This is a genomic window from Methanosarcina barkeri 3 (genome assembly GCF_000970305.1).
Classification (GTDB): domain Archaea; phylum Halobacteriota; class Methanosarcinia; order Methanosarcinales; family Methanosarcinaceae; genus Methanosarcina; species Methanosarcina barkeri_A.
Window position 1 is genome coordinate 920036 of sequence record NZ_CP009517.1, and the last position, 24649, is coordinate 944684.

The window sequence follows — 24649 nt, forward strand, 5'->3', positions numbered from 1 at the left end:
TAAACTCACTAACTAATTGATGTTTTTCTATATTTCACAAAATTTCTTATTTTTCAACAATCTCAAAATGTATTATCTTAAAATGATTTCGCCTTGAAACTTTATTCCTTTTGTCCGTTTCCTGGATAATTCATAAGATCAATACCTACTGCGGTTCCCACCAGAATATCTTCTTCTTTCTCGAAAGCCTCGAGAATGCTTGAGATCAAAAGATGGCTAATTATTCTTCTTTTCCTGGGTTCTACGACATATCTTAACCGCATTTCAATCCAGTTTTCCTCCAGTTTCATAAAAAGATTTGTATGTACATCATAGGTTGTAAAAAAATATCTTTCTCCCATAAGCAGAAGTTCCTTTTTTGCCAGCTCTTCGAACTCACCTACAACCGGGCCTGCAGCTTTTAGAGCAATTTCCTGAGCTTTTTTCCAGTTGCTGCCGTAAATCAGTAGAATACGAATTTCGTCCCATATGAAGGAGTAATCTCTGGTATAGTTTTTTATAGTCTGGTTGAGAACAAAACTATTTGGGATACTGATAATTCTGCCAGTATACTGATCTGCTTCAACCCATTCTCGGATTTCCATAAGTGTAGTGTTGAGGCTTCCTATGTCCAGGACATCGCCTACAGTATCCTGAACCTGAATCCTGTCTCCTGCTTTGAAAGGACGAGCTATAATAAGGAGGACCCCTCCTGCTATATTTCTAAGCATATCCTGAAGGGCAATTGCAATTCCAGCACTCAGAATCCCATAGGCTATAAGTAGGGTACTGGTTCTCTCAATCCAGATTGCAAAAAGGAAAGCAAAAGCAATAACAGTAATAAGTATAGATGCTGTTTTTCTTAGAATATATCTATCTTTGGCAGTTGACACTCTTTTAAGAATAAGACTTCCGGTAATGAAATTCATTATATAGGCTAGAAAGAGTACGATTAAAGAGATAAGAAGGGCATCCAATAGGGACCTATCTTTTAAAATAGAATAACTCGTAAAGTATCGGACATATGCAATAAAAAATATCAAAATGAGTAAAATAAAAGCATTAAGTTCCCTGATTCCCCTCATATAAATAGATATCACGTAAGTATATATAATGTCTTTTATATAATCACTAGCAGAGCAAAGGGCAAAAATTATAGAAACTGTTCTTGTAGATCTCAGATATATTCATTCTTGTGATCTTAGACATATTCATTCCTGTAGATCTCAGATATTAAAAAGCATAAAATTACATTGCAGAGTCTAAATTTCCTGCAAAATAAGCTAGCAGGAGACTTCTATAATGAAAGTATTGAAAATCGAATAAATTAGCCTATTTTTAAAGCCAGTTTCGATATAAAATCGATAGCTTTCAGGTAAGAAAATTCCTTAACCGATGACCAATGAATCTGTACATAGTTTCCTTACGGTCCAGTTTTTTACATCAACCTTGAAATTAAAAACATTCATAGCTTAGTTTTTCTGTTTTGCATTCTAATTCATTTTTACCTAACTTTCGATTAACAGAACTTATTAGGTTAGTCATAAAGTTTCCAGTATAAACGAATACTTTGCTCCAAAAACAATAAGTATCCTCCAGTAAATGTTTTAGTTGAATTATTTTTATATAATTATGGACATAATGATTAGTGGAGGTGGTCAACCAGGGGAAGTGACAACTGCCCGAATCTATTGAGGTTAACCTATCTAAGAGATTCAGCAAGGAAGACCTTAGGTTTGCTTAATAAAGGCAGGCACAGAGTGATATTCTGAGCCTTAAGATGTATACTGAAATAGAATGTAAAGATGTATACTGAAATAGAATGTAAAGATGTATACTGAAATAGAATGTAAAGATGTATACTGAAATAGAATGTAAAGGTCTATGTGGTTGAACATCTGGTAGCAATCCCTGATAAGTAATATGCTGACACTGCAGATATTGCTAAATAATTCAAAGGAGACTAAACTGGAGTAAAGGGGGAAATTATATGGAAACTGGTAGTCAAGGGAAAAATATAGAGGAAAAGCTTCCTATGGAAACTGAAAAAGTATTGGCAAAGGTAAATTTTCCTGCAAAAAAGAGTGACATTATTGAAGAAGCAAGGAAGCAGGGTGTACAGGATAGTATACTTGAGAATCTCGGCATGCTTCCAGACAGGGAATACAAAAGCATTGATGATGTCAGGCAGGAACGTACAAGAAGGTAATTCCATTTTGGGTAAACTAACTGTCAAATGGGGAACAAATCTTAAAAAGTAAATCCTGCTTGACTTTGAAGTTTAAATTATTTGTACTTTCCTTCAAGATAGGATAATCTTAAGAGTTTTAAGAAAGAGAGTTTCACAACTTAAAATCCATAAACTTCCTTTCAGGCTTTTGATAAATTGAGGACATTATAGAAAAATGCCATATATTTCTATTTGACGTAAAATTCAGGAGATTTGGCCTAAATTCTGAATATTTAATCTAAGTTATGAAGATCAAACCTAACTCAGGAGGCTAATAAGTCTCATAAGTCTCCTGAACTTCCAAAAACAAATTGTTTAGTAATAATTCTTACCTGCTACACTTAAATTAGCCAATTAGTGCATAGATGCCCGGAAACAAACGTATCTGAGGATGATAACCAAGAGAGAAAAATAACAATATCCTACTCTATGGAGGTGAACTTATTAAAAGAGGTCCACGTGATGCTAAAGAGTATATAACCGGTAGAGGCATCGGTTATCCTGCAAATAGAAAAGACCTTATCAGGTTTGCTGAAGGAAAGGAAGCAGAAAGTGATTTTCTTGATCTTCTCAGGGGAATACCTGAAATAGAGTATAATACCCCAGACGATGTTACCAGAGAAATCGAGCGGTTGGAAAGTGAACGTGTCAGACCACCAAAACCAAAAGAGTAACGAGTTTATGCAGCAAGTTTTTACTCAAGTAAATTCACTCAAAGAATGGACATAGAACTCAGATAATAAAACTTCACATAGGCTTTTAGTTCAGATAGGCTTTGAAGATTATCTTTCCTATTAAATATTTTTAAGTTATCTAGTTATCTAACACTGGTGACTTCTCTAATCATGCCACAATGCTTATCCTTTTCATCTTAATAAGTATATTTAACTGGGTTCAGTTTATTACGTTGAAATCTCTCTTGTTTGAAAACGATTATTTGTTCTCTATACCTGCTCCCTAACAAACATAATGTAGTTAAAATTTCAATCTAATTGAAAGCATCAATTTGCTCTGATCAAAATGGAAGGAAAACGGTAAAAAATAAGAAGGTCAGTGAGGTCATAACGAGATCTGCTACTAAAGCTGGATCTCGTGATGTAGAATGGAAAACGGCACCTTTTTCGATAAGTGATTGAGTTTTTTCCTTTGTCCTGTTGTATACATGAACATTATATCCTCGTGACAGAAGGCTCGAAGCAAAAGACTTTTTCATTATCCTCCGGCCTATCACGCCAACAATCGGTTTTTTGTTAACGTTCAATGTTGTCAATTAATCACTTCATACTCTTCCCCATAATTTTCTCTTCCCCATAATTTTCCGTCCTGAAAATCATCTGAGTATCAATCTGGGATTAATATTCCGCATAACTCACTTTTCAGGCACAAGTATCCTCAGTTTCGGGTGGTAAAACCGTTTGTAACCTGACTGCTTCTTTCCAGCGTCTCCAGAGGATAAATAATCCAACAACACCGATCACACCCCACGCAATTAACAAGCCTAATCCCTGGCCTAACAAGCCTAACTTCTGGCCTAAGATATAAGAGATTATCAGGGGCAATCCGTTCCACATTGCATGTAAAATGGAAACAAGCAGATAGGTACTGATAACCTGTAAGTTAATTCGAAAGTCACACTTTTTGCTTTCCCTGAAAAGCACGCTGGCTAAAATGGCTGTCCAGGTCCCATGTCCAAGTGGAGAAAGCAAACCGCGGAGTAAGGTTACTTCCACTGTTACCGAAATGCTCCCATGACTCGCCAAGAGAGCCGTAAAGGCATAACCACTACTTTCCATGGCTGCAAACCCCATCCCTGACGCTGCGCCCAGAATCAGTCCATCCATTTCCGAGTCATGTCGTTTATGGCGTGCAATTACCAGTACTCCCAGGATTTTCGCAAATTCTTCGATGAGCCCTACTCTTAGAGTCGAGCCAAGACTTAATTCACTGGTAAAAAATGGTGATAAAAGGGAAGCTGCAAGGATACCCAGTAGTCCACCATACAGGAAAGCCAGGGAGACAGTCGGCATTGTCAGACGACTAAGATGCCTGCGCTCGTATATGAAAGCCACATAAGCTACAGGGACCATAAAACTGCCGACCATTACCAGGGTGGGAAACAGGTTTGAGTTCCTCGTCAGCAGCAAGGCCATAAGCAAGAGCACGTAGAAGACTGTTGCTGTGGTTAAAACCTTTAACCAGCCATTTCGTCGGACCACCGGCACAGGCGGCTGAACTTCCGTTGTGCTGTCCATATCTTCTCCTATCTAATTCGTTAATTTCATTCTGTCCAGACCCTGACCTGTCTTCAAGGTCTTTTTTGTCTACAACCTTGTAGCCTGTCCCCTAAAACGTCATTTTTCGACGCTATAAATACCACTATAGATGGAGTTTTGAACACTATACCTCTGAGATACTATCCGGCAAATTCATTAAAACCGGAAAAAGGAGGGACCTTGTGCAGTAAAGTACGGTTATTTCCCGAAAAATATTCGGCTTATAATGGTAGCAGTCGAGATCTTCTTTCTGTCAGGGTAATGCCTTAATTGTTGAACTTGTGGTTTTCAAAAGCTTACTAAAGAGGTAGCACCTGGAAAAGTGAGAAGATTTCTAATAATAGGGATTAGAAAACTTTACAGGCATCGTTTCAAGACTCAGGTTTAATAGATCCAAATTTAATATTCTTCATGTTTAATAGTATTCAGGTTTAATAAATTCATGTTTAATAGATTCATGTTTTAATAGTATTCAGGTTTATTGTAATTAGTATTTTTTTCCTGGTAAACGTGATTTTAATTCTGTTAAAGTTTCTATTCCGCGTCTACGTAATTCTCTGAGATTTCCCTGATATACGAAAGCTGCCGGAACTAACAGTAAAGGAATAGTTGCTGCAGCTTTAGCTCCCTCTGAAATAGGCAGAGCAGCTAAGAAGCTTGCTCCGGTACTACCATAAATAGGAACTATAGGAAACAGCATAGCTAAACCGAATGCTCTTTTGAAATGTATGCCTAATTTCGCAGCCAGAAAACCATTAGAACCTATGACCACACCTATGCCGACACTTGGTCCTATAGTCCGAAACGGATTATACGATGGCCCGATATATAGTCCAAAATCAACACCAAAAAAGGAAACAAGTCCATTGAATTGATTCCTTTCCTGGTTGGAGTTTCCTCCAACTCCTGATACAACTATGCCTATGTCCAGTTGTAGAGGTCCCCTTTCTGCTCCCCTTCCATCCATTATTATATTATTACTTCCTTAAAGATAATAAGATTTACCTATCTTCTGATTTTTTCAAAAAAGTATAACCCTTTATTTTGATTATTGAGCTTGCATACGCACTACTCTAACAGTCTTTTTATTCGGCAAGTCGTTCACAATTTCATATTCAAATCCCATGGAACCTAAATCCGTGACAAACCATTTCGGAAGATGACTGCAAATGACATCCAGCCTATTAAATTCTCCATTTTTCAGATACGGAATCAAAATTTTCTTAGAAGTCATGTTCGGATTTTTAAACATGATGTCTTCTATATTAATCGAAAAATCACCTTTACTCACACCGGGTTCCAGAAACTGCGTAATGTCAAATTTTGGTGGTTCTTTCTGACGTTCCTCAATTGCCTCAAGCATTTCTTTTCTGATCGAGTCAAGAACATTCAAAACATTATCTTCTACAAGGAATATGTCAAAACCTGCTGCTTGAAAAGTCCCGGACGCTATTCCTGGGATTTCACTTGCAGCAATTACTTTTACATCACCGAGCTGCTTTATTGTATCCGCTACAGCCGTGCGTACTGCAGCCATAACTTTGGCATTGCAAACTTTGTTTTCAAAGCGGTTAAGGACTTTCCATTCCCCGCCCTGTTTCTCATATATTGCAATGAATCCCGGTTCGAATATTGAACTTACTTTCTGGTTTTCGTTTTCCACAACTGCGATTTTCAAGGTGTCTCCTCCTATCGTAGTGAAAGTTATGATTTTCAGGATGCAATTAAAATAATTGCTACTATTGGATTATTACTCGATTTGCATATAAGCTCTGCTGGGTTCATTCAGCGGTCTGCGATATATCGTCTGCGGGCGCGTTTATCAAAAAAGAGAGCCAATTCCAAGCAGTAAAACTCCCTGTTTGCACACAAACCTATGTTTTTTATGGGCTTATTGCAAGGATGAGACTGACCGAAATCTAAATGCACAAAATATAAGCCTTTGTCTGCAATAATTTCAAAAATAAACAATTATACAATTGTTGATACTATTTTGATCTTGTGAGCTGCAGACATTGGCTGGTCTGCAGCCCGTAATGAGGTCTGTTGGGGTATCGCTTGATCGATTTTACCTTCCGAGATGAAACTTTTTACTGAAGATGAGAGTTGTGTAGATCTGATTATATAGTTTGGATTCGACCACGTGATACCTTCAAAATATAAATAAACAAAGGTTCTTATATATCTTTTGGATATATTCTATATACTTTGATTTTCGTTATTTAGTTTCGGTTAGTGAAGATAAAAGACAAAGGAGAGTAATTAAATATTGTGAAGAAAATAGCAAAAAGGCATTGTTCAAGTTTCACTTTGCTGGACTATTTACAGAAAAAACATGGAAATGGTACCAATAAAAACACGGAATGATATTAATATATGCAATTAAATGCATTATGATCCTAAAATGATTTCGCAGTTTCAGATAAACTGAAGTTATAAAAACTCCCCACTCCTTTTATGTTTGATATGTTTTACTTTTTAATTTAAGGTGCTCATCACTTTAAATGATTTAAACCAGAAATGAAAAAACAGAAAAACATTCCGTGATGTGAAAAAGTATGGAAGAATCAGTAAAATAAATTGAAGCGAAATAAGTTGAGACTGTAGCCATTATTAACGTTTTGGTCTGTTGGCGCAGTACATCTGGACAAGCTCTCTGATGCAAGCTTCTCATTACCTCCAGTGAGGTTTTTAATGACACTGTGACAGATGTTGCAAACATATGGAGTTCATTTATAGAGATAATTGAACCTTCGTCGTTTCAGTATTAACTAATGGATACTTTTTTATTGTCAAGCTAAGGACTTAACTTTCAAGAAAAATCAAAAATTATTCAGGCTTTGGCAATTCTGAATTCACTCACCTTTGAGCTCATTCAGCTTTGCGTTCATTCACCTACTTTTTAGTTCTTCCACTACACAGAACCTGGTCTTCTCACCGGATTCAGGAGCTTTTCCACAGTTGTTCAGGAGAAACTCAGAGTTTTCTTCTGGCAAGTCCGATTTTTCGGCATTCAGGCAGAAGTATTCTCCTTCAAGCCGGAGTTTCCTGAAAAGTTCACAGGTTTCACAGAGACATCCCTGTTTTTTTCCCTGTTCCGGGCACTTGCCCCTGGAGCAAAACATCCCTGCACCGCCTGAATAGGAAGGACAGTTTTTACAGGTGCAGGCTTTAAGGTTATGGTATGAGCCACAGATCCCGAAGTATCTCCCATACTCTTCTCTGGTCTGCTGTACAATGTCAGATATTTTATCCCCGGATTTTTCCTTTGCCCAGGTATCTTTTTTATTTCCTGCTGTGAGTCTGGAACTCAGAATATTCCTCCTGTGTGCGGAAAGACATGATTTATAAGATGTCAAAATATATTATATATTGCTTAAGGATTTGAGAGGTATATATTACCTGAGAGAGGTGTGTATTACCTGAGAGAGGTGTGTATTACCTGAGAGAGGTGTGTATTACCTGAGAGAGGTGTGTATTACCTGAGAGAGGTGTGTATTACCTGAGAGAGGTGTGTATTACCTGAGAGAGGTGTGTATTACCTGAGAGAGGTGTGTATTACCTGGAGAAGTGTATATTACCTGAGAGAAGTGTGTATTACCTGAGAGAGGTGTATATTATCTAAGGCGGTTAAAGGATTTAAGATCTGGAAGGGTTATTGGAGAGGTAGTAGCTATGGGATTCAATCAACTGGCTGAAAGCGACGAACTGATTCTTGGTGAAGCACTGGAAAGACAGAAAATTCTGGAAACCGTAATTAATAACAGTCCTGTTATGGCTTTTCTCTGGACTCCTGACAAGAAGTGGCCTGCCAAATACGTCTCGGAAAACGTAACCCAGCTTGATTACAATGCTGAGGATTTTCTTATAGGAAGGATAATGTATGCAGACATAGTCCACTCCGAGGATATAGATAGAGTTAGAAAGGAACTTACTCGATGCTGCGAGGCTGGAAATGACAGTTTTGTACAGCGGTACAGGGTTCTTACAGGGAAAGGGGAAGTCCGCTGGGTAGAAGAAAAGACCTATATCCAGCGTGATGAGGCTGGAAATGTGGCGAATTTCCAGGGCATAGTAAGAGATGTTACACAGGAAATTAAAAACGAAAAGGTTCTGAAGGATGCTCTTCAAAGCCAGAAAGCCCTTATGGAAAAACAAAAAGCTCTTCTTGAGCGGCAGAAAGCCCTCGAAACCGTAATTAACAACAGTTCAATGGTAGTATTTCTCTGGAAAGCTGAAAAATACTGGCCTACACTATATGTATCTGAAAATGTCAGGCAGTTCGGGTACACTCCCGAAGACTTCATCTCCGGAAGAATCCTTTACGGAAAGATAATTCATCCCGAAGACCTACTTCTTGTGGAACTCGAACTTGAGGAAAACTGTGAGGAAGGAGGAAAGGAGTTCAACCGCCAGTATCGAATTCTTACTCAGACTGCTGATGTCCGCTGGATTGACGAAAAGACTTTTATCCAGCGCAATGAGGAAGGAGAAGTTACTCATTTCCAGGGCATTATAGAAGATGTAACCCGGAATGTAAAAAGAGCCTTACCTATAGATTGAAATCAGAGGGTGAAGGAAATCTTCAGGCTTTTAGGAGCCAGAATTTAAATGATTTTAATTGTTTCAGGATTTCCATATAGATTAAGTTTAGTAGGCAAGTTTAGCAGGTAAGTTTAGTAGGCAAGTTTAGTAGGCAAGTTTAGTAGGTAGTTTAGCAGGTAGTTTAGTAGGTAGTTTAGCAGGTAAGTTTAGCAGGTAAGTTTAGTAGGCAAGTTTAGCTGGTAAGCTTAACAGGGGCAGTATCAAGGAAGATACAAAATAATATTATTTAACAGTAGTGTAAATTTAACTCTAAATAATCACTACCTTGTGGCATTATAAATGAATCAGATACTCATTTTAATGTTCTTACTTTCTTAACAAATAACTATTTATGTTTGAGAGTATTAAGAAGTGTTTGCAGGTTTTAACAGAATTTCAGGATCTGCAGCCTCTCCAATATGCCTGGACGTGAGGACTGAAAACAAATATGTTGAGTAACACGAAAAGGTATGGAAAAAGATTGAAAAAAGTATAAAGAACAAATTGTTCCCCAAAAAACTAAAGAGGGTTACATCTCGAAAACGGTTTGGCTATAAGGGGTTTGAAAAGTAAGCTAACCGTTTTCGGGGAAAAATACCAAAGAGCTAATATTTTCATTATCTACTGTAAATTAAGGTCTCCATAAATATGCTTATTTTTTATTTTTGTGTATACGGGACTAGATGAGTGAGACACTGGTTCACCCATTTCAAGCCACTCAGTTTAAAACTTACTTTTCCTGAGGAACAAGATTTAAAGAACTGTTTTTCGCAATAGAAAAAAATTGTTTCTCGCAATAGGAAAGTAACTGCTTTTCACAATCGAAATTTCACAATTGAAATCCAGGTTGGTATTTGGAGTGGGACGAAGACTATGCTTTAATCAATTGACAAATTTCAATATTTAATGAAATATATGGGATTTAATTATCATTTCATTGCAAAAATATTCAAAAAATAAGTATTTATTGACATATGCAGAGATTATGTGGGGTTAGTAGAGCTTATTATTCTCATTTTTACAGGGGGTATAAGGTATGAGAAAAGGCCACGAGGCCTGCGCGTTTACGCTATGTTTACTATGTTTCTTTTTCTCAGTACTTGCAGGATCTGCATCAGCAGTTGAAGTTCACGTAGAAGGAGACCATCCGGCTGAAGTTAAAGAAAAGCAGGTGATAAGCTGCGTTTTGACTATAAGCGGCATTCCCAGTGCTGCGGATTATCTGTACTTCGATACGGATCTGGAGAAATATGACGACAAGCCAATCTACAATTTTACGGAACTGAACCTTCAAAGCAATGAGAGTCATTTTGAGCTTCCAGTCAAAGACAATATGAAAAAAATTGTTGTCCAGCTAAACGGCCAGGTACCAGGTATAACTGAGGTCCAGCAGTATGAGAAACTTACCCTGGTGAAATATGATTCTAAGCGGACAGGGTATGCCTATTACAGGATCAAGCCTACCGATGAAAAAGGAAATACCATTCAGGGAAGCGATACGAGCACATTCACGATCGAAATTACTGATATCAATTCTTTTGAAAAGAAAGCAGCACAAATTGAAGACCCTTTTTTAAGCGTGTACCTTCAGGACATGTTTGACCGCGGGCTTGTTACCGAGGCAAACAAACTTGCAGATTATTTGATTGAAAAGAAAACCGAGAGTCTTGCTTCCGAAGAAGAAGGTCAACAGTTTAAGGATAAACTGAGTGGATTTTCCGATCCGGTTCTGGGTATGAAGCTGCAGACCTTCTTTGACCTTGGGCTACACAACGAATCAAACGAACTTGCAGACTATCTGCTCCAGAAAAAAGCCGAAGAGTCAAGCCTCAAATGGAAATATGCTCTTGGGTTCCTGATAGCTGCACTGATTGGCTTTGTAATCGGAGTAAAACTTAAAAATTCGGAGGAAGAAGAATGAACAGGGGGGGAAATGTTTCACTGCAGCTTCCTATGGACCTGACGATTGTAGGGCTTGGAGGCTGTGGAAAACGTCTGTGTGAAGAGATCTGCAGACATGACTGGATACTCGGAAACTACCTTGTACCAGGAAAAAGACTCAGAATTTATACAATGGATACGGATGCAAACGAAAGAGCTGATGATGAATGGTACAGAAGACAGATTAAGTCCAGAATTCAGGAAATGGGAGCAGGAGGAAATATCGAATATAAATACTACTACCTGCCTTCCCTGGCAAACATAACCCAGGTTTCGGATCTGGCAAGCCAGGAAATTGCAGAAAAGATAAAAGATCGTAAGTCTGAACCCCTTGTCAAAACCTGGTGGATGAATGATGCAGGGGATTTTGGGCTCAGTTTTGAGGAACTGAGAGCTATTGACCCTTTTTTAATCGATGACTTTGGCGGAGGCGTACATCGAAGAAGAGCCATTTCAAAGGCTATTTTCTACAAGGTTCTGAGCCAGGGGCAGGCAAGCGGCTTTCCCACATTTCCCAGTACAGGAACCACAGCTATTATTGTTGGGCTTGGAGGAGGCACGGGATCAGGGATGTTTATTGACCTTGCCAGGTATATAAGGGCGCTTAAAGGAGAGAGCAGCCAGATCTGGCTCTTTGCGGTAATCCCTACCACAAAAGAAGGGGAAAAAGAACAGCTAAATGCTGCAATAGCCCTCACCGAACTTGAATACCTGAACATGAATGAGAGGCTTTTCAACCACGTAATCCTGACCTCGCTTGGGCCTACAGGATATAAAAAAGGAGAAGAAGCGAAAGTGGAAGTGCATGAATTCGATTCCATGTTCCCTCATATTCTGACGAACTTCTTCCACATCAAAAAAGGAGATATCAACCTGAGCGACTCAAAACGCCTCTACTCCTCGTTTGTTTTTGCAGATGCACACGTCATCGAATATCCTGTTGACGAACTGAAGGCCCTGAAAAAACAGTATGAAGAAGTTATCATGGAACTTGCAGCAATTACTGCAACACGAAAAGAGATTAACAGGAGCGTGAAAGCCCTGCTTGACAGCCAGAACCTGTTCAGGGAAGTGCCTCCTACGCGGACTGACTCCGAATATATCAAAAAAGAGTATGGAAATATCGAAAAGGTCTGGAAGAACGAAATTGAAAAACTTCTCAATTACCAGAGCTCAGGTGCGGTTGAGTTCTTCATACAGAATAACATTTCGGCTGAAACCAGTCTCGAAAAAATAAACAACTACGAAGATATGCTGAGCTTATTTTCCAAGATAAAAACCTTTACTCTCAGTGTTAAGGAAGAAGAGCTAAAAGACGAAAATGACAAAGTGCTCTTTAGATTGATTCCTGAAGCCCTCTCGAGCTTAGAAGAAACTGCAAGGCTTTTTAAACGGACTGCAGGGATTGAAGAGGAAGCTGTCGGATCCGTACTTATAAATGTCCTGAAAGGAAAACAGGACCTTGTTTCCTTTATGGACAGGTTGAATGTAAAAGTTAAAAGCCTAAAAGAAGAGACCCTGGAAGTAGAAGCCGAACTCCAGAGAAAACAGAATGAGCGAAATTTACTTAATGAATTTTATAGTCAGGTTGAAAAAACCATTGACAAAGCCTTAAACGACAACGACCTGGAACTTGAGGAGTACTTCAGCCGGAAAGAGAAACTAAAGGTGCTTCAGTCACATGAATATGACCTGAAAACAAAAATTGATGTTTTTCTTGGTAATCTCAAAGAAGGAAATATAAAAAGCGGAGATAAGGACAGCTGGCTTCTTATGGCCGGAGTTCCTGACCTTCAAAGAGAGCTTGAGACACTTTCCAGGGAGCTTGACCTGAATTTAACTGAGCTTGGAAGTCTCCTTGAAGCGATTGCACTCTACTATTTCTATAACTACAAAATCACCAGGTTCGAAACTGCCGGAATAAGGGAAAAAGTGCTCGTAGCAATAAAGGGAAACAAGACAAAATCACTCAGGAACTATGAAGCAAAGAAACGAAACAAAGAAGAATATATCAAGAGTACGGGAAAAGAATATATCCAGATAAGCAGCCCCTTCGAACTCTCGGTTCCGGAGTGCTTTTTGAGCGAACGCCTGAACAGAAAGTCCGAGGAACTTAAGAGTAAAGTGCTCAAATCCCTGTTTTCCGGAATGGATCTTCAGGATCTTGAGCTTGAGGAAATCGAACAGGGTTTCAAATCCAGAGATCGACCAAAACTGAGAGGTGTTTTCAGGGAAATTCTGACCGAAAAGACTCTTCAAAAGGAAGACTATTCCGGAAAATTTGGCCAGGTCGAAGCAGAACTCCTGGAGTTTGGAAAAAACCTTCAAGAGAAAAATGTCCTTTTATCTTTGATTGAAAAGGTCGAAACCCTGACCGAAGAAACCCTTGCAAACCGCAGGGACCTGAATAAGTATTACGGACAATTTTATGAGGAAGTTACCAGGATGAATAACCTCCACGGGCTTGGAGGCAAAACTTCAATCAGCCTCTACATGACCAAGTTTGGAGATATAAACCCGAAGATACTCTCCCTGATTGATGCAAGTTCGGATATGACTGACCTTGATTGGGATGACAGTGGAAAACATGAACTTGATAAACTCATTGAAGAAATTCTGGTCACATACAAGAACCTGATTGAAAGCTATAAGCTCGGTGTCCATAACCTGATGATTCCAATCAACGCGACCGAACGCTGGAATTTTGGGAAAGCAGCTCTCGTTGTTTCCTCAAGGTCGTCCTACATCTCAAGCCAGCTTACAAGCGAGCGCATAGCTGATGCAATAAAAGACGAAATAAACGGAACCCTTGCTTTAAAGAACATCAACGATGCCAAACTTGCAACCCACAACCATACAGGACCCTGGGATATCGCTCTCACTTTTTTTTCTGCGTCCGGTTTTCTTGACAATATTTCTCCTCTGACCGCAGGAGGCGGTTTCTGGGAAGTATATGAAAACAATAAGGATAACGTACTTCACCATGTGCTGAAACTCCAGGAAGGAAAATATATTACTCGAAAATCGCTTCTGGATCTAAGGGATGCCGGAGAACTGGCAAACCTGGAAAAGAGAGGAGGAAACGTCGAAGAAAGGATTAATAGGCTCTACGAGGAAAAAAGCATAAGAGAGGCATTGAAGCATGAGGATTCAAGGAAACTGGAGATTTCTCTCTGAACTGCCTGCAGCAGGATTTATCCTGCTTTTATCCCTTCTGTTCATAACTTTCGGAGGAAGGATTGAAGTTCCGAGTATTTCAGGGCCTGAAATTTTCTGGCTGAGTTTTCTCCCTGCCTTCCTGATTGCAAATGCTTTTGGGCTGGCTCTTCACGAGCAGTCAAGAAGAGGAAGTCTTTTTTTGTTTGCAGGATTTTTGCCTGTGCTTCATCTTCTTTCGCAGCAGGACTTCTTAAGCATAAATGGCCTTGCTCTGGGTTTTCTCGTAGGAGGACTGTTTGACTTACAGGTCCTTTCCAGAAATCAGTTCAGTTCTCTTGCAAGGTATGCCAGATCAGGATCCCGATTTTTCTTTCTTGTTCTCAGTTGTTACCTTTTTATAAGGCTTCTCGAATTCGTGTACCCGTTTTCAATCGAAGGAGTACGGCAGGTCTTTGAAATAGGGTCCGAAGAACTGAAGAATCTCGGAATAGCTTTTCTGGCGGTTTTTTTCCTTTTAATGTCAACAACTTTTATTCGGGGAATTCAGGCCTCTGAGGTCTTTGTCTACGGACCTTCGAGATCGGGCAAAACCCTTTTGCTGCTTGCCTTATACAGCCATTTTGTGGACTTTTACGAGGGGACCCACAGGGAAACTGTCCTTTCTTACGATGTACAGGGAAAACTCTCCAGGGCAAGCGAAGAAAAACTGAGAATCGAATCCATGCTTGCCGAACTTGAAGGAGGAATTAGTCCGAAAAGTACCAGCCGCGCAGACCTGGCAATGTATGAGCTTAGCGGAAAAAAGAACAGCTTGGTTCCGGTAGGGTTTACTTTTATCGATTATAGTGGGGAGTACACCGAAGACCTGGAACCGAAAAAATATGCCGGGGCCCTCCACAGCCTGAGTGAAAAACTATCCGGGAATGAAAAGCAGCTGTCCGGCTTCAGTGTAGAAGCCCTCCACAGGCAGATCGGGACTCTAAGTTTTCTTGAACTGCTGAAAAATAAGTACTCAAAGGAAGTCGGAGACCAGTTTCATAACCTGATTCTGGCCTGCATCTACAAAAAAATGAAGACTGCGGGAAAGGTTATTTTTCTGATAGACGGGGATTACATCCTGGATTATCATGGGGAAGGCCGAAAAGAATTAACAGCTCTTTTCGGACATTATTTCAGGCTTATGGACCGACTGGGGTCTGAAAAATCCTATGCTCTTGTACTGACTAAAACGGATAAGTTGAAAGATCTTTCCGAAATTCCTGACAACTCCGAAAGAGCCAGGGAAATTGAAGCCGAGATCTACAGCCTCCTTGAAAAGATTCCCACGTTCAGGGAAATCCGGAACCTTGCAAAAAAAGTCCCTATTTACTTCCATACTGTGAGCGTGGATGCAACCCTTCCTCCTCAAGTTTCAAAGGATTTGCCTGAAGAACAGCAGGGAATCACCCAGATTTTTCCCTGGAGAGTGAGTGAAGTTGCAAAATTCGGCTTCTGAATTTGATGATTCGTGTTCCGAAGTTGCAATTTACAACTCAAGCGGGAGGCTGCTGCAAGGTAGTGAAAGGTTTAAAGAAACCTGGGAATACTCCGAACTTGCAAAACAGCTTGACATTAAAAGAAGTGCTCTTTACGCAGAATTCCGGGGACACGAGCTTCTTCTCGGGTGCAGCCTCCTTGTAAAAATCCGGAAAGGAAGAGAAGAAAGAGTCGTATTTATAGAATGCTTTCCCAAAGAAGCTGTCACCGAGGCTCCGGGCTGGATTAATAAATTTTATGCGGATGCAAAAAGTCGAACCGAAGGTCTGCAGTCAATCAGGTATCAGGTAATCGGGTTGTGGAAAGAGGGAGATATTTTCGACCTATTTATTCCAAAAAGCCCAAAAAACTTAAAAAACTCAAAAAATCCAAAGGGTTTAAAAAGCCCGAAAAACTCAGCAAGCCCAAAAAACTCAAAAAACCTGAAAAACTCAGCAAGCCCGAAAAATTTAGAAAACGCTGGAAACTTTCCTGACTTTCTGGAGAGGAAAGTTCTCTCAAGAGAGGGGGTCTCAATCTTGACTCAGGACCTTTCAAGCGGACTTTTTCTGCTTGCCGGCTTGATATTTAAATTAAAATCCGTCCTTTTTCCGGACTTCAGCCTTGCCCTTTCCCTTTCCCTTTATCCCTCGAAAACTGACATCTCGGTTGGCCCTGGAGAATTTGACCCTGATTTTTCGTTTGAAAGCGGAGAAATCCGAATTTCTTCAGTTCATAATAAAAAGGAAAATCCGGAAGAAAAGAATGAAATTATAGAGCGAGTTCAAGAGGAAGGCCTGAAAGATCACGAGAATATTTCTAATTATAACTACTTTAATTCGGATCACCCAGTTGGCAGTGCCTCTTCAAAAATTCAGGAAGCGTCTTCGAAAAAGAACAAAATCTGGCAAAAGAAAAAAATTGCAGGATATGCCTGTTGTTTTTTCCTATTTGTGATGGCAGGGCTCCTGATCCTCTCAAAAGCAGGTTTGGAGCCAGGATTTCTTTCGTTTAATATCTCAAAAAACAATGGTACGGATTTTCCTCCTTTTCGGGTCCAGCTAGAGGTTCGGGAAGATATAAACTCTCAAACACAGGATTTGAGGAATGAAAATACGTCAAAAATGCAATTGCCAGTATCCAGCTTTCCTGGTAATGGCTCATCTAACCGGTTTTCAGTTAATCCGGTTGAGAGAGCCCAAAATAGTTCTCATAAACCAGAGGATCTGGTTAAAGAAACCAATAACAGCAGTGAAGTTGGCGATGAAGGTGCTGGCAGTAGTGCAGGTGCTGGAAATGGTGCTGCAGGAAATGAAAGCATAGGGAATGGAATTCTGGAAAGTCAAAATGTGGAAAGTCAAAATGTGGAAAATCAAAACGTGAAAAATCAAAACGTGGAAAATCAAAATCTTGAGATGGGGATTCCAAAAAAACAAAGATAATGGAAGTGAAATTCCGAAAACAAGAGTGTAGAGAACAATATTCTGGAAAACAAAAGTACAGAGAATAAAGTTTTGGAAAATGAAGATATGTGTAAAATGCTCTATAGTTTCTAACTCGGTTCTTTATGTATAGTTCATAATGTAAGTACTTGCACTTACTTTAAAAAATGCCTCGTTGAAACAGTCAAGCAACTTATGGATTTGTTCAGTGAACTCGAATCAAAACTCAGAAAGGAGAGGGAAGATAGCGAGAAACTCATGGAAGCGGTCGTTAAAGGTTTGTTAGAAGGTACAACCACCGAAAAACCGAAGTTGGAAAATCCTATCCCGCTACAGGTGGCAGCTATTAAACTGAAATAAATTAAATTTTGTTTTCAGTTTTTCAGCCTTACAGAAAGAGGTTCTGGGGAGAGTTTTCGGCCCCAAAAAATAAAAATAATGTGGTAAAAATCCCCAAAAAACCATATTTACCGTCTAAAACCTGTATTTCACCGAGCGAAGCTCGGGCCAGGCAGAAAAAGCAAAAAACAAAAATAAAAGGCTTTTTAGACACAGAAAAAAGTGTGTTTTTTAGTTGCTAAAAAACTATGAATATTGACATTTATTTGCAGAAAATAGAACTCTCAGGCCAGTTCGAATAAGTAAAAAGCATTAATGAAAGTTTTTTCACGTACAGGAGTCAGGAAATCCTCCTTTTTTAAAAAATAAATACAATAAAGCTATTCTTTAGACTTCTTTTTCTGAAAGGCCGCTCTCCTGCGTCGAGCGTGACAAACTCCACCTAAGACGGCTAATGACGTTGCTTTGGCTCAGTTAATTCATTAATCTAAAACTAACAGCCGGATAAAAATAAAAATAATGTGGTAAAAAGTACCGAAAAACCATATTCATCGTCTAAAACCTGTTTTTCACCGAGCGAAGCTCGGGCCAGGCAGAAAAAGAAAAAAATAAATATAAAATGCTTTTTAGACACAAAATACAGTTAATTTTTCAGTTTTTAAAAAATGAACATTGAAGATCTATTTATAGAAAATAGAACCCTTGAAACAGGTAAAAAAGCAAAAAAAGCATGAATAATAGTTTTATTGCATACAGAAGTCAGTAAATCTATCGGTCTTAAAAACAAATCCAAAGACTCTTATTTCGACTTCTTTTTTTGAAAGGCCGCTCTCCTTCGTCGAGCATGACAAGCTCCGTTCAGGATAGCTAATGACGTTGCTTTGGCTCAGCTAATTCACTAATCTAAAGCGAACAGCCGGATAAAAGTAAAAATAATGTGGTAAAAAGTACCGAAAAACCATATTCATCGTCTAAAACCTGTTTTTCACCGAGCGAAGCTCGGGCCAGGCAGAAAAAGAAAAAAACAAAAATAAAGGCTTTTTTTAGATACAGAAAGCAGTAAGTTTTTCATTTTTTAAAACTATGTCACTGAAGATTTATTTATAGAAAATAAAATACTATAACTGGGTAAAAGAAGCAAAAAAGCAATAATAATAGGTTTTTTGCGTACAGAAGGCAGTAAGTCCTCTTTTCTAAAAAAACAAAAGCACTAAAACTATTATTTCAACTTTTTCTTTTGAAAGGCCGCTCTCCTGCGTCGAGCGTGGCAAATTCAGTTTAATATGGCTAATAACGCTGCTCTGGTTCAGTTAATTCATTAATCTAAAGCAGGTTGCTGCCTAAAAATAAAAATACAGTTTTAAAACTTCCCCGAAAACAGTCTTGTTGAGCGAAGCTCAGCGGCGAGTTGAGAAAACAACTCATCTTGTCCATAGTTCAGCCCTCTTGAGCGAAGCGAAAAGGGCTTCGTGCTGTTGCGATTACATCGCAACTCCCAGAAAATCTCCGTTTTTCTGTGATCCCGAAGCGAAACTCGGGCTCTTAAACGGTATAAGTCTTCTCTTTTCTTTGTGCCTTTCAGCTTTTTGACATCGGAGCCGGATCGACTTTTAAAAGGGTCTATTTCGAGACTCTTCATCCCTGATTTTAACCTCTCTTTTGTCTCGGAATTCAAGTTTGTCAGAAACTTTATGGCATCAGGGTGAAGCCTTATTTTATAAGTCATCAGATTTCGTCCAGACTTATAAATTTCTCTTTATCTTCAAGTTTTTTGTACTGCCGTTCCATGAATGTCTCGTAATCTACTTCATCCATCAGGCGCTTGAGAATATCGTTGTAGGTTTCTCCTTTCATGCCATACTGCTTTAATCTGTCTCTTACATCTTTTGTTACCGGGATTGTTGTCGCTTCACTCATAACGATCCACTAACTATTAGAGTTATAACTAACTATTGGAGTTATAAGTTACTAATAAGTTACTAATAAGTTACTAATAAGTTACTAATAAGTTACTAATAAGTTACTAATAAGTTACTAATAACTGATTATAATCTGGCAGGCTTGAAAGCTGAAAACAGTCCTCTTGAGCGAAGCTCAGCGGCGAGTTGAGAAAACAACTCATCTTGTCCATAGTTCAGCCCTCTTGAGCGAAGCGAAAAGGGCTTCGTGCTCCCGAAGCGAAACTCGGGAAGCGAAACTCGGGAAGCGACAAAGCTCTGGTCTTTCCGAAGCTCCGTTTGAGGCGGTTAATAATTGTTTCGTCTAAGCTAATTTACTAATCTAGAAGACTTCCCCCCTAAAAAATAAGCAGTGTATTTCCGAATGCGAAGGATATCTGGTGAGAATATTAGAGAATGATGTACAATGATGTATAGTACAATTCGTTAAACAAATATGCATTTTGAAATTGAGTTTCTGAGTTGAGGTTTTTTCAGGAAAAAGGCATTTACCGAATGAAAGAAATTAATAAAATGCATGACATTTATAAATTGAAGAGAAAAATATATTAACGATCAATTTTCAAGTTTCATAGAAAACATTAGTGTACTTCAGTTTTTAGTATAAGGCTTTCTTTATTCCAGATCTCTTTGAACTTATGAAGCTTAGATATGCTTACAAGCCTGCAAGCAGCCGGTTAAGGTGCATAATATGGAAAACAATCTACTCGATCTAATCCTTCTCTCTGACAAAAGAAAGAATGTGCTGCTTCTTCTGCTTGAAGGGCCAAAGGATATAGAAACATTAAAAAAAGCCCTTAACGCAAGTGCAACAGCAGTCCAGCCCCAGGTAAAAAAGCTCAAAGAACAGCACCTGATAGTCCAGGAAAAAAACCTCTATAAACTAAGTGATATAGGCAGAGTTATTGTTGAGAAGATGAAGCCTCTTGTAGACACGCTCGCTGTGCTTGAGGAAAATACGAGTTACTGGGCAGAAAGGGAAGTGAATGAGATACCTCATTGTCTCCTGCAAAGAATTAGTGAGCTTGGGCACTGCACTATAATTGAACCTCAGATAGACTATATGTTTGAACTAGTTCCTGAATACGTTAAAAACGTCAGGATGGCAAAAGAGCTGAGGAGTACAATTTCATATTTCCATCCTCTTTTCCCTTCTTTTTTCCTGGAAATTGCCGAAAAAGGAATCCCAATATCACTGGTGATCCCTGAGCCTATCCTGAAAAGATGGATTGAAGATTACAGGGAACAGACCGAACAATACCTTAAAAAAGAAAATGCTAAGCTTTTTGTCTGCATGGACTGTGAAAGGATACCTACTGTCGCAGTAGCTGATAATTTCATGGCAATGGCGCTTTTCCCAAAAAGTACGGTCTTTGACCGAAAGTATGTAATCTGCTTTGATCCAGGAGCTCGGGCCTGGGGAAAAGAACTCTACGACTATTATGAACAGCGTTCCAAACAAATTAAGAATATAGACAATTACCCCCAGGTATAATATTAAAAGTTATATAATAGTTATATATAATTTTTAATATTAGAATTATATAAAATTCTAATATTAAAAATTATCAAAATTCTAACATTAAAAGTTATCTAAAATTACAATATTAACAATTACGTATGAGTTATATAATATTATACCAGTCATTCCAACGACACAAGTGGAAATTCAAAAGCTGAACTATACCCTACTTATCCGAAAAAGCCTATTTATCGAAAAATTGGCTGTACTGTTATTCCTTTCCATCCACTTTGTCAGAGAAACTCCCTAAAACCTGCTTTACCATTTGCATAAGCTTCGTGCCAGCCTGAAGGTATGGGCGTTTTTTCATAAAGGATTTTCCTCTGAGCCTCAAGAAGTTCAGGTTCTTTTCCCATAAATTCCGCAGCACATAGCACCCGGGTTTCGACCTTTCCTGCTAGCTCTTTTAACCAGCTATATCCTTCAAAAGACCTGAGCAAATGGTGGTCCAGAATCAGGATATCCACATTTCTGGCCAGAAAGAGAGCATTTTCCAAGGCCTCTTTTCCTGCCTCAGGGACGTGGTGTGAAAGATAAAGAGGAGGACCTGAGGCAAAAACAATTGTAGGTTCCCAGGCAAGTACTTTAAGGATAGTTTCCCTGTCCAGAAGTTGAATGTCAGAACTATGGACAAAAGTTTCATCTCTCTCACAGATACGGGTCATCATTACAGTTCCAAAGCCTTTATCTCTGGTCCCGTGAGGGACAGGAGAAGAAAACTCCAGATTGCCAGACTTCCTGCCTTCCGAAGAAGGGAGAGGAAAACCCAGAAAATCCGAGAGCTCACGTCTTCGCTTTAAAGAAAGGCCTGAAATTTTTTCCGGGCCTTTACACCAGAAGCTTATCTCGTCAAGCGAAGGCAGGGCTTCCATAGGGAGCTGATATTGATCTTCAGCTCTCATTGGCATATGGTCCCCGTGAAAATGGCTGATAACAACATCTGTAGCCTGTCCAAACGCAGAAAGAACTTTTTCTCTGATCCTGAAAGCTGCAGCAACCTCTATTGGGTGGGGAAGCAGGCCTGAGCGAAAGCGTGCAAGCGCTACTCCCGGATCAATCAGAATTGTTCTTTCATCTGTCTTTACAAAGCAGGCAAGTGATCTTGCCCCAAAAGACTCACACCCAAGTATTTCTATCTGCACAATTTACTCCATTCAAGAAAGGTATTCTCTTGAAAACATCTGTACGGTCAAAACAAAGTAGGAGAGCAGAAGGGGACCTATAACAATTCCTAACAGCCCGAAAAGGGATATACCTATAACAACTCCAAGCAGGGACAGAAATGGGTGAATTTCTCCGACTTTTTTCTGGATAATGGGCCTGAGGAAGTTGTCAATAACACTTATAAAAATTCCCGCTGCAAGTATAGCGATTGCTGCAGTATAGTCCTCCTGAAAAAACTGGACAATAGTTGCAGGAATCCATACTAAAGGTGCTCCGACAACAGGCAGAAAGGATAAGATTGCTGCAATGAAGCCCCAGAGGAAAGCTCCCTGAATATTAAAGATAACAAATACTATAGTCAGAACTCCACCCTGGACAAGAGCAACTGCCCCACTGGCAATAAGAGTAGTCCGAACAATTTTTCGGAATTCGTCCAGAAGAGTTACTGTATTTTCTTCATTGAAAGGGACTGCTACAGAGACCTGGCGCATAAAATCCGAGTCTTCTCCTGTAAAGAGGTAATAGAGCATAAAGTACATTATCAATAGCCCAATAGACTGCTGACTCAGGCTCTGGATTGACCCCACAATGAACAGGCTTGTGTAGTTAACGGCTCGTGAAGCAAATTCCATTGCTTTCTCTTCGATTTTGGTCTGGAACACATCTATAGGAATATTCAGACTTGAGAGAGAATTGGTTAAAAAGTGGCCTCCAGCCTCAATAGATGCAAGAATGGACGCCTGATTAACTAGAAGTTGTTCGATTTCGCTGACAATTGTGTTTAAAAGAAAGTAGAAAGGTATCAGTACAACAAAAATAGAAATTATTATCACAAGTACGGCTGCAAATTGCTTCTGAAGCCTTAGTTTTCTTATGAGAAAATGATAAAGAGGTCGAAATATAACAAAGAGGATCAGAGCCCCAAAAATATAATTTAAATAAGGAAGTGTAGCATAAGCTATAAGCACAGTCAGGACAACAATTATGAGAAGGGCCAGAGCCATCTTTACAGCTTTTTTCATCAAACCTAATTGGTTTTCTATTATAAAAATATAAGTATGACCGTCTATGGCATTTTAGATTTAGCAGTCGTTTCATTTTAGATTTAGCAGTCGTTTTCGCTCAAGCCTTTTTTGAAAAGGCTTGGGGGCAAGCAGTTTTTTGAAAAGGCTTGTGATTACACTGTCATGACATTTTAGATTTAGCAGTCGTTTTCGCTCAAGCCTTTTTTGAAAAGGCTTGCGGGCAAGCAGTTTTTTGAAAAGGCTTGCGGGCAAGCAGTTTTTTGAAAAGGCTTGGAACAGAAAATTAGGTAAAATCCGTAATCAGGGTTTGCTTTTCGTCCTTTTCGCGGAGTTTGGTAACTCCTATGCCTACTAACCTGAGCTTTTGATTCCCTATAAATTCGGAGAGAAGCTGCATAGCTGTCCTTTTGATTACAAAGATATCCGAAGTCCAGATTGGGATGGTCTTTGAGCGTGTATAGGTAGAAAAATCTTCAAAACGCACGGTAAGGGTTACTGTTTTGAAAAGAAACCTGTTTTTGAGAAGGGAACTGTGCACACTTTCTGCAAGAAGATCCAGAGATCCGGCGATTTTTACAGGGTCACTGGTATCTTCAGTAAAGGTTCCATGCCTGCTGATTGATTTTACACTTTCCTTTTCCCTAACCTCTCCAAAATCAAGTCCGTTTGCCAGTTGCTTAATGCGGAGTCCCATTTTACCGAACTTTCCAGAAAGCAGCTGTACATCACAGGTTGCAAGTTCTTTTACCCTGTTTAAGCCCATTGATTTCAATGTATCAGCTGTCTTTTCTCCAATTCCTGGAATTTTTGAGACCGGTAGCGGAAAAAGAAATTCTTTTACATCTTCGGGCCTTACAACAGTAAGACCGTCGGGCTTTTGGAATCCAGACGCGATTTTTGCGATTAACTTATTCGGCCCGATTCCGACTGAACAGGTAATTCCTTCTTGTTTTTTTACTTCATCCTTGATTCTGAGAGCGTAAAGGGCAGCCTCTTCAAAACTCTTTATCTCGGGACCTGGTACAAGATAGGCTTCATCCACGCTGACCTGCTGGAACCTGTCTGCAAATCCCTTTAAAAGTTCCATTATTTCTGTCGAAACGCTCGCATATAGCTTCATGTTTACAGGCAAAAAGACTGCATCCGGACAGAGCCTGTAAGCCTGTGATATTGGCATTGCGGAATGAATGCCGTATTTCCGTGCCTCGTAAGAGCAGGTGCTCACAACTCCCCTTCCTGAGCCTCCTTTCGGGTCAGAGCCCACAATTACAGGCAATCCTTTTAGTTCTGACCTCTCCCTTACCTCAATTGACGCAAAGAAACTATCCATATCCGCGTGGAAGGTAATTCGCCTTTCAGGACCATTTATTTTCGAACTGGAGGCAAGCATTATCCTCAGATATAGGAAAAACATATAAAAATGGTTTAAGGAAGTCGGGTGAAAGTATTAATCTATGTTGTCTTAACCTATATTGTTTTAAAACTGTTGTTTTATCCAGTTGCTTTATCCAGTTGTTT

General features: G+C 39.3%; 21 protein-coding genes. 11 read left to right on the forward strand and 10 right to left on the reverse strand.

Translation table 11 applies throughout. The features are described from left to right. Positions 1-101: 101 nt before the first annotated feature. Positions 102-1064 (reverse strand): mechanosensitive ion channel family protein, encoded by a 963-nt coding sequence (locus MSBR3_RS03740; protein ID WP_048106535.1) that lies wholly within the window; start codon positions 1062-1064, stop codon positions 102-104. Positions 1065-1969: 905 nt separating this feature from the next. On the opposite strand from MSBR3_RS03740, the gene MSBR3_RS03745 reads away from it, so the two are divergent. Next, positions 1970-2188 carry a DUF2795 domain-containing protein gene (locus tag MSBR3_RS03745; protein WP_048106537.1) on the forward strand — a complete coding sequence of 73 codons (219 nt, stop codon included), beginning with the start codon at positions 1970-1972 and terminating at the stop codon, positions 2186-2188. A gap of 512 nt (positions 2189-2700) precedes the next feature. Beyond that, positions 2701-2883: a DUF2795 domain-containing protein gene (locus MSBR3_RS21700; RefSeq protein ID WP_369334791.1), complete on the forward strand. Its 183-nt coding sequence runs from the start codon at positions 2701-2703 to the stop codon at positions 2881-2883. A gap of 341 nt (positions 2884-3224) precedes the next feature. On the opposite strand, the gene MSBR3_RS03750 is transcribed toward MSBR3_RS21700, so the two are convergent. The 5 genes from MSBR3_RS03750 to MSBR3_RS19285 all read right to left on the reverse strand — a co-directional run bounded on the left by MSBR3_RS03750 (position 3225) and on the right by MSBR3_RS19285 (position 7841). Then, positions 3225-3479 carry an NAD(P)-binding domain-containing protein gene (locus tag MSBR3_RS03750; RefSeq protein WP_155396707.1) on the reverse strand — a complete coding sequence of 85 codons (255 nt, stop codon included), beginning with the start codon at positions 3477-3479 and terminating at the stop codon, positions 3225-3227. Positions 3480-3585: 106 nt separating this feature from the next. Further along, positions 3586-4461, reverse strand: a complete 876-nt coding sequence (locus MSBR3_RS03755) for a PrsW family intramembrane metalloprotease (RefSeq protein ID WP_048106540.1) — start codon at positions 4459-4461, stop codon at positions 3586-3588. Positions 4462-4969: 508 nt separating this feature from the next. After that, positions 4970-5449, reverse strand: coding sequence for a hypothetical protein (locus tag MSBR3_RS03760; RefSeq protein WP_048106541.1), 480 nt, complete (start codon positions 5447-5449; stop codon positions 4970-4972). An 81-nt stretch (positions 5450-5530) separates the two neighbouring features. Then, positions 5531-6160 (reverse strand): Fe-only nitrogenase accessory protein AnfO, encoded by a 630-nt coding sequence (gene anfO, locus MSBR3_RS03765; protein ID WP_048106542.1) that lies wholly within the window; start codon positions 6158-6160, stop codon positions 5531-5533. 1213 nt (positions 6161-7373) lie between these two features. Then, positions 7374-7841, reverse strand: coding sequence for a DUF2769 domain-containing protein (locus tag MSBR3_RS19285; protein WP_230627755.1), 468 nt, complete (start codon positions 7839-7841; stop codon positions 7374-7376). A 316-nt stretch (positions 7842-8157) separates the two neighbouring features. On the opposite strand from MSBR3_RS19285, the gene MSBR3_RS03775 reads away from it, so the two are divergent. The 7 genes from MSBR3_RS03775 to MSBR3_RS19980 all read left to right on the forward strand — a co-directional run bounded on the left by MSBR3_RS03775 (position 8158) and on the right by MSBR3_RS19980 (position 19052). Next, positions 8158-9045: a PAS domain-containing protein gene (locus tag MSBR3_RS03775; RefSeq protein ID WP_048106544.1), complete on the forward strand. Its 888-nt coding sequence runs from the start codon at positions 8158-8160 to the stop codon at positions 9043-9045. A gap of 1057 nt (positions 9046-10102) precedes the next feature. Continuing rightward, positions 10103-10987, forward strand: a complete 885-nt coding sequence (locus MSBR3_RS03780) for a hypothetical protein (RefSeq protein ID WP_048106547.1) — start codon at positions 10103-10105, stop codon at positions 10985-10987. After that, on the forward strand, positions 10984-14184 hold the full coding sequence (locus MSBR3_RS03785; protein WP_048106548.1) for a tubulin-like doman-containing protein: 3201 nt from the start codon (positions 10984-10986) through the stop codon (positions 14182-14184). Before MSBR3_RS03780 ends, MSBR3_RS03785 begins: the two co-directional genes overlap by 4 nt. After that, entirely contained in the window at positions 14150-15661 is a 1512-nt protein-coding gene (locus MSBR3_RS03790) for a hypothetical protein (protein ID WP_048106550.1), read from the forward strand. The genes MSBR3_RS03785 and MSBR3_RS03790 overlap by 35 nt, the downstream gene beginning before the upstream one ends. Next, the gene (locus MSBR3_RS18780; protein ID WP_155396709.1) at positions 15636-17123 is read left to right on the forward strand and encodes a hypothetical protein; all 1488 of its coding nucleotides are present in this window, start codon (positions 15636-15638) and stop codon (positions 17121-17123) included. The genes MSBR3_RS03790 and MSBR3_RS18780 overlap by 26 nt, the downstream gene beginning before the upstream one ends. A gap of 195 nt (positions 17124-17318) precedes the next feature. After that, positions 17319-17483 carry a hypothetical protein gene (locus MSBR3_RS19975; protein WP_155396711.1) on the forward strand — a complete coding sequence of 55 codons (165 nt, stop codon included), beginning with the start codon at positions 17319-17321 and terminating at the stop codon, positions 17481-17483. Between the two features lie 1365 nt (positions 17484-18848). Then, positions 18849-19052 carry a hypothetical protein gene (locus MSBR3_RS19980; RefSeq protein ID WP_155396713.1) on the forward strand — a complete coding sequence of 68 codons (204 nt, stop codon included), beginning with the start codon at positions 18849-18851 and terminating at the stop codon, positions 19050-19052. 135 nt (positions 19053-19187) lie between these two features. Here the strand turns inward: MSBR3_RS19980 and MSBR3_RS03810 are convergent, their stop codons facing one another. Beyond that, on the reverse strand, positions 19188-19379 hold the full coding sequence (locus MSBR3_RS03810) for a DUF7557 family protein (protein ID WP_048106552.1): 192 nt from the start codon (positions 19377-19379) through the stop codon (positions 19188-19190). A gap of 166 nt (positions 19380-19545) precedes the next feature. Between MSBR3_RS03810 and MSBR3_RS19985 the strand changes: the two genes are divergently transcribed. After that, complete coding sequence (locus tag MSBR3_RS19985) at positions 19546-19728, forward strand: hypothetical protein (RefSeq protein ID WP_155396714.1); 183 nt, start codon at positions 19546-19548, stop codon at positions 19726-19728. 383 nt (positions 19729-20111) lie between these two features. Next, complete coding sequence (locus tag MSBR3_RS03815) at positions 20112-20915, forward strand: helix-turn-helix transcriptional regulator (protein WP_048106554.1); 804 nt, start codon at positions 20112-20114, stop codon at positions 20913-20915. 260 nt (positions 20916-21175) lie between these two features. Here MSBR3_RS03815 and MSBR3_RS03820 read toward each other — a convergent pair whose 3' ends face one another. The 3 genes from MSBR3_RS03820 to dinB all read right to left on the reverse strand — a co-directional run bounded on the left by MSBR3_RS03820 (position 21176) and on the right by dinB (position 24521). Next, positions 21176-22084 carry an MBL fold metallo-hydrolase gene (locus tag MSBR3_RS03820; protein ID WP_048106555.1) on the reverse strand — a complete coding sequence of 303 codons (909 nt, stop codon included), beginning with the start codon at positions 22082-22084 and terminating at the stop codon, positions 21176-21178. A 12-nt stretch (positions 22085-22096) separates the two neighbouring features. Next, positions 22097-23128, reverse strand: a complete 1032-nt coding sequence (locus tag MSBR3_RS03825) for an AI-2E family transporter (RefSeq protein ID WP_048106556.1) — start codon at positions 23126-23128, stop codon at positions 22097-22099. Between the two features lie 286 nt (positions 23129-23414). Next, positions 23415-24521, reverse strand: a complete 1107-nt coding sequence (gene dinB, locus MSBR3_RS03830) for a DNA polymerase IV (RefSeq protein WP_196297001.1) — start codon at positions 24519-24521, stop codon at positions 23415-23417. Positions 24522-24649 lie beyond the last annotated feature (128 nt).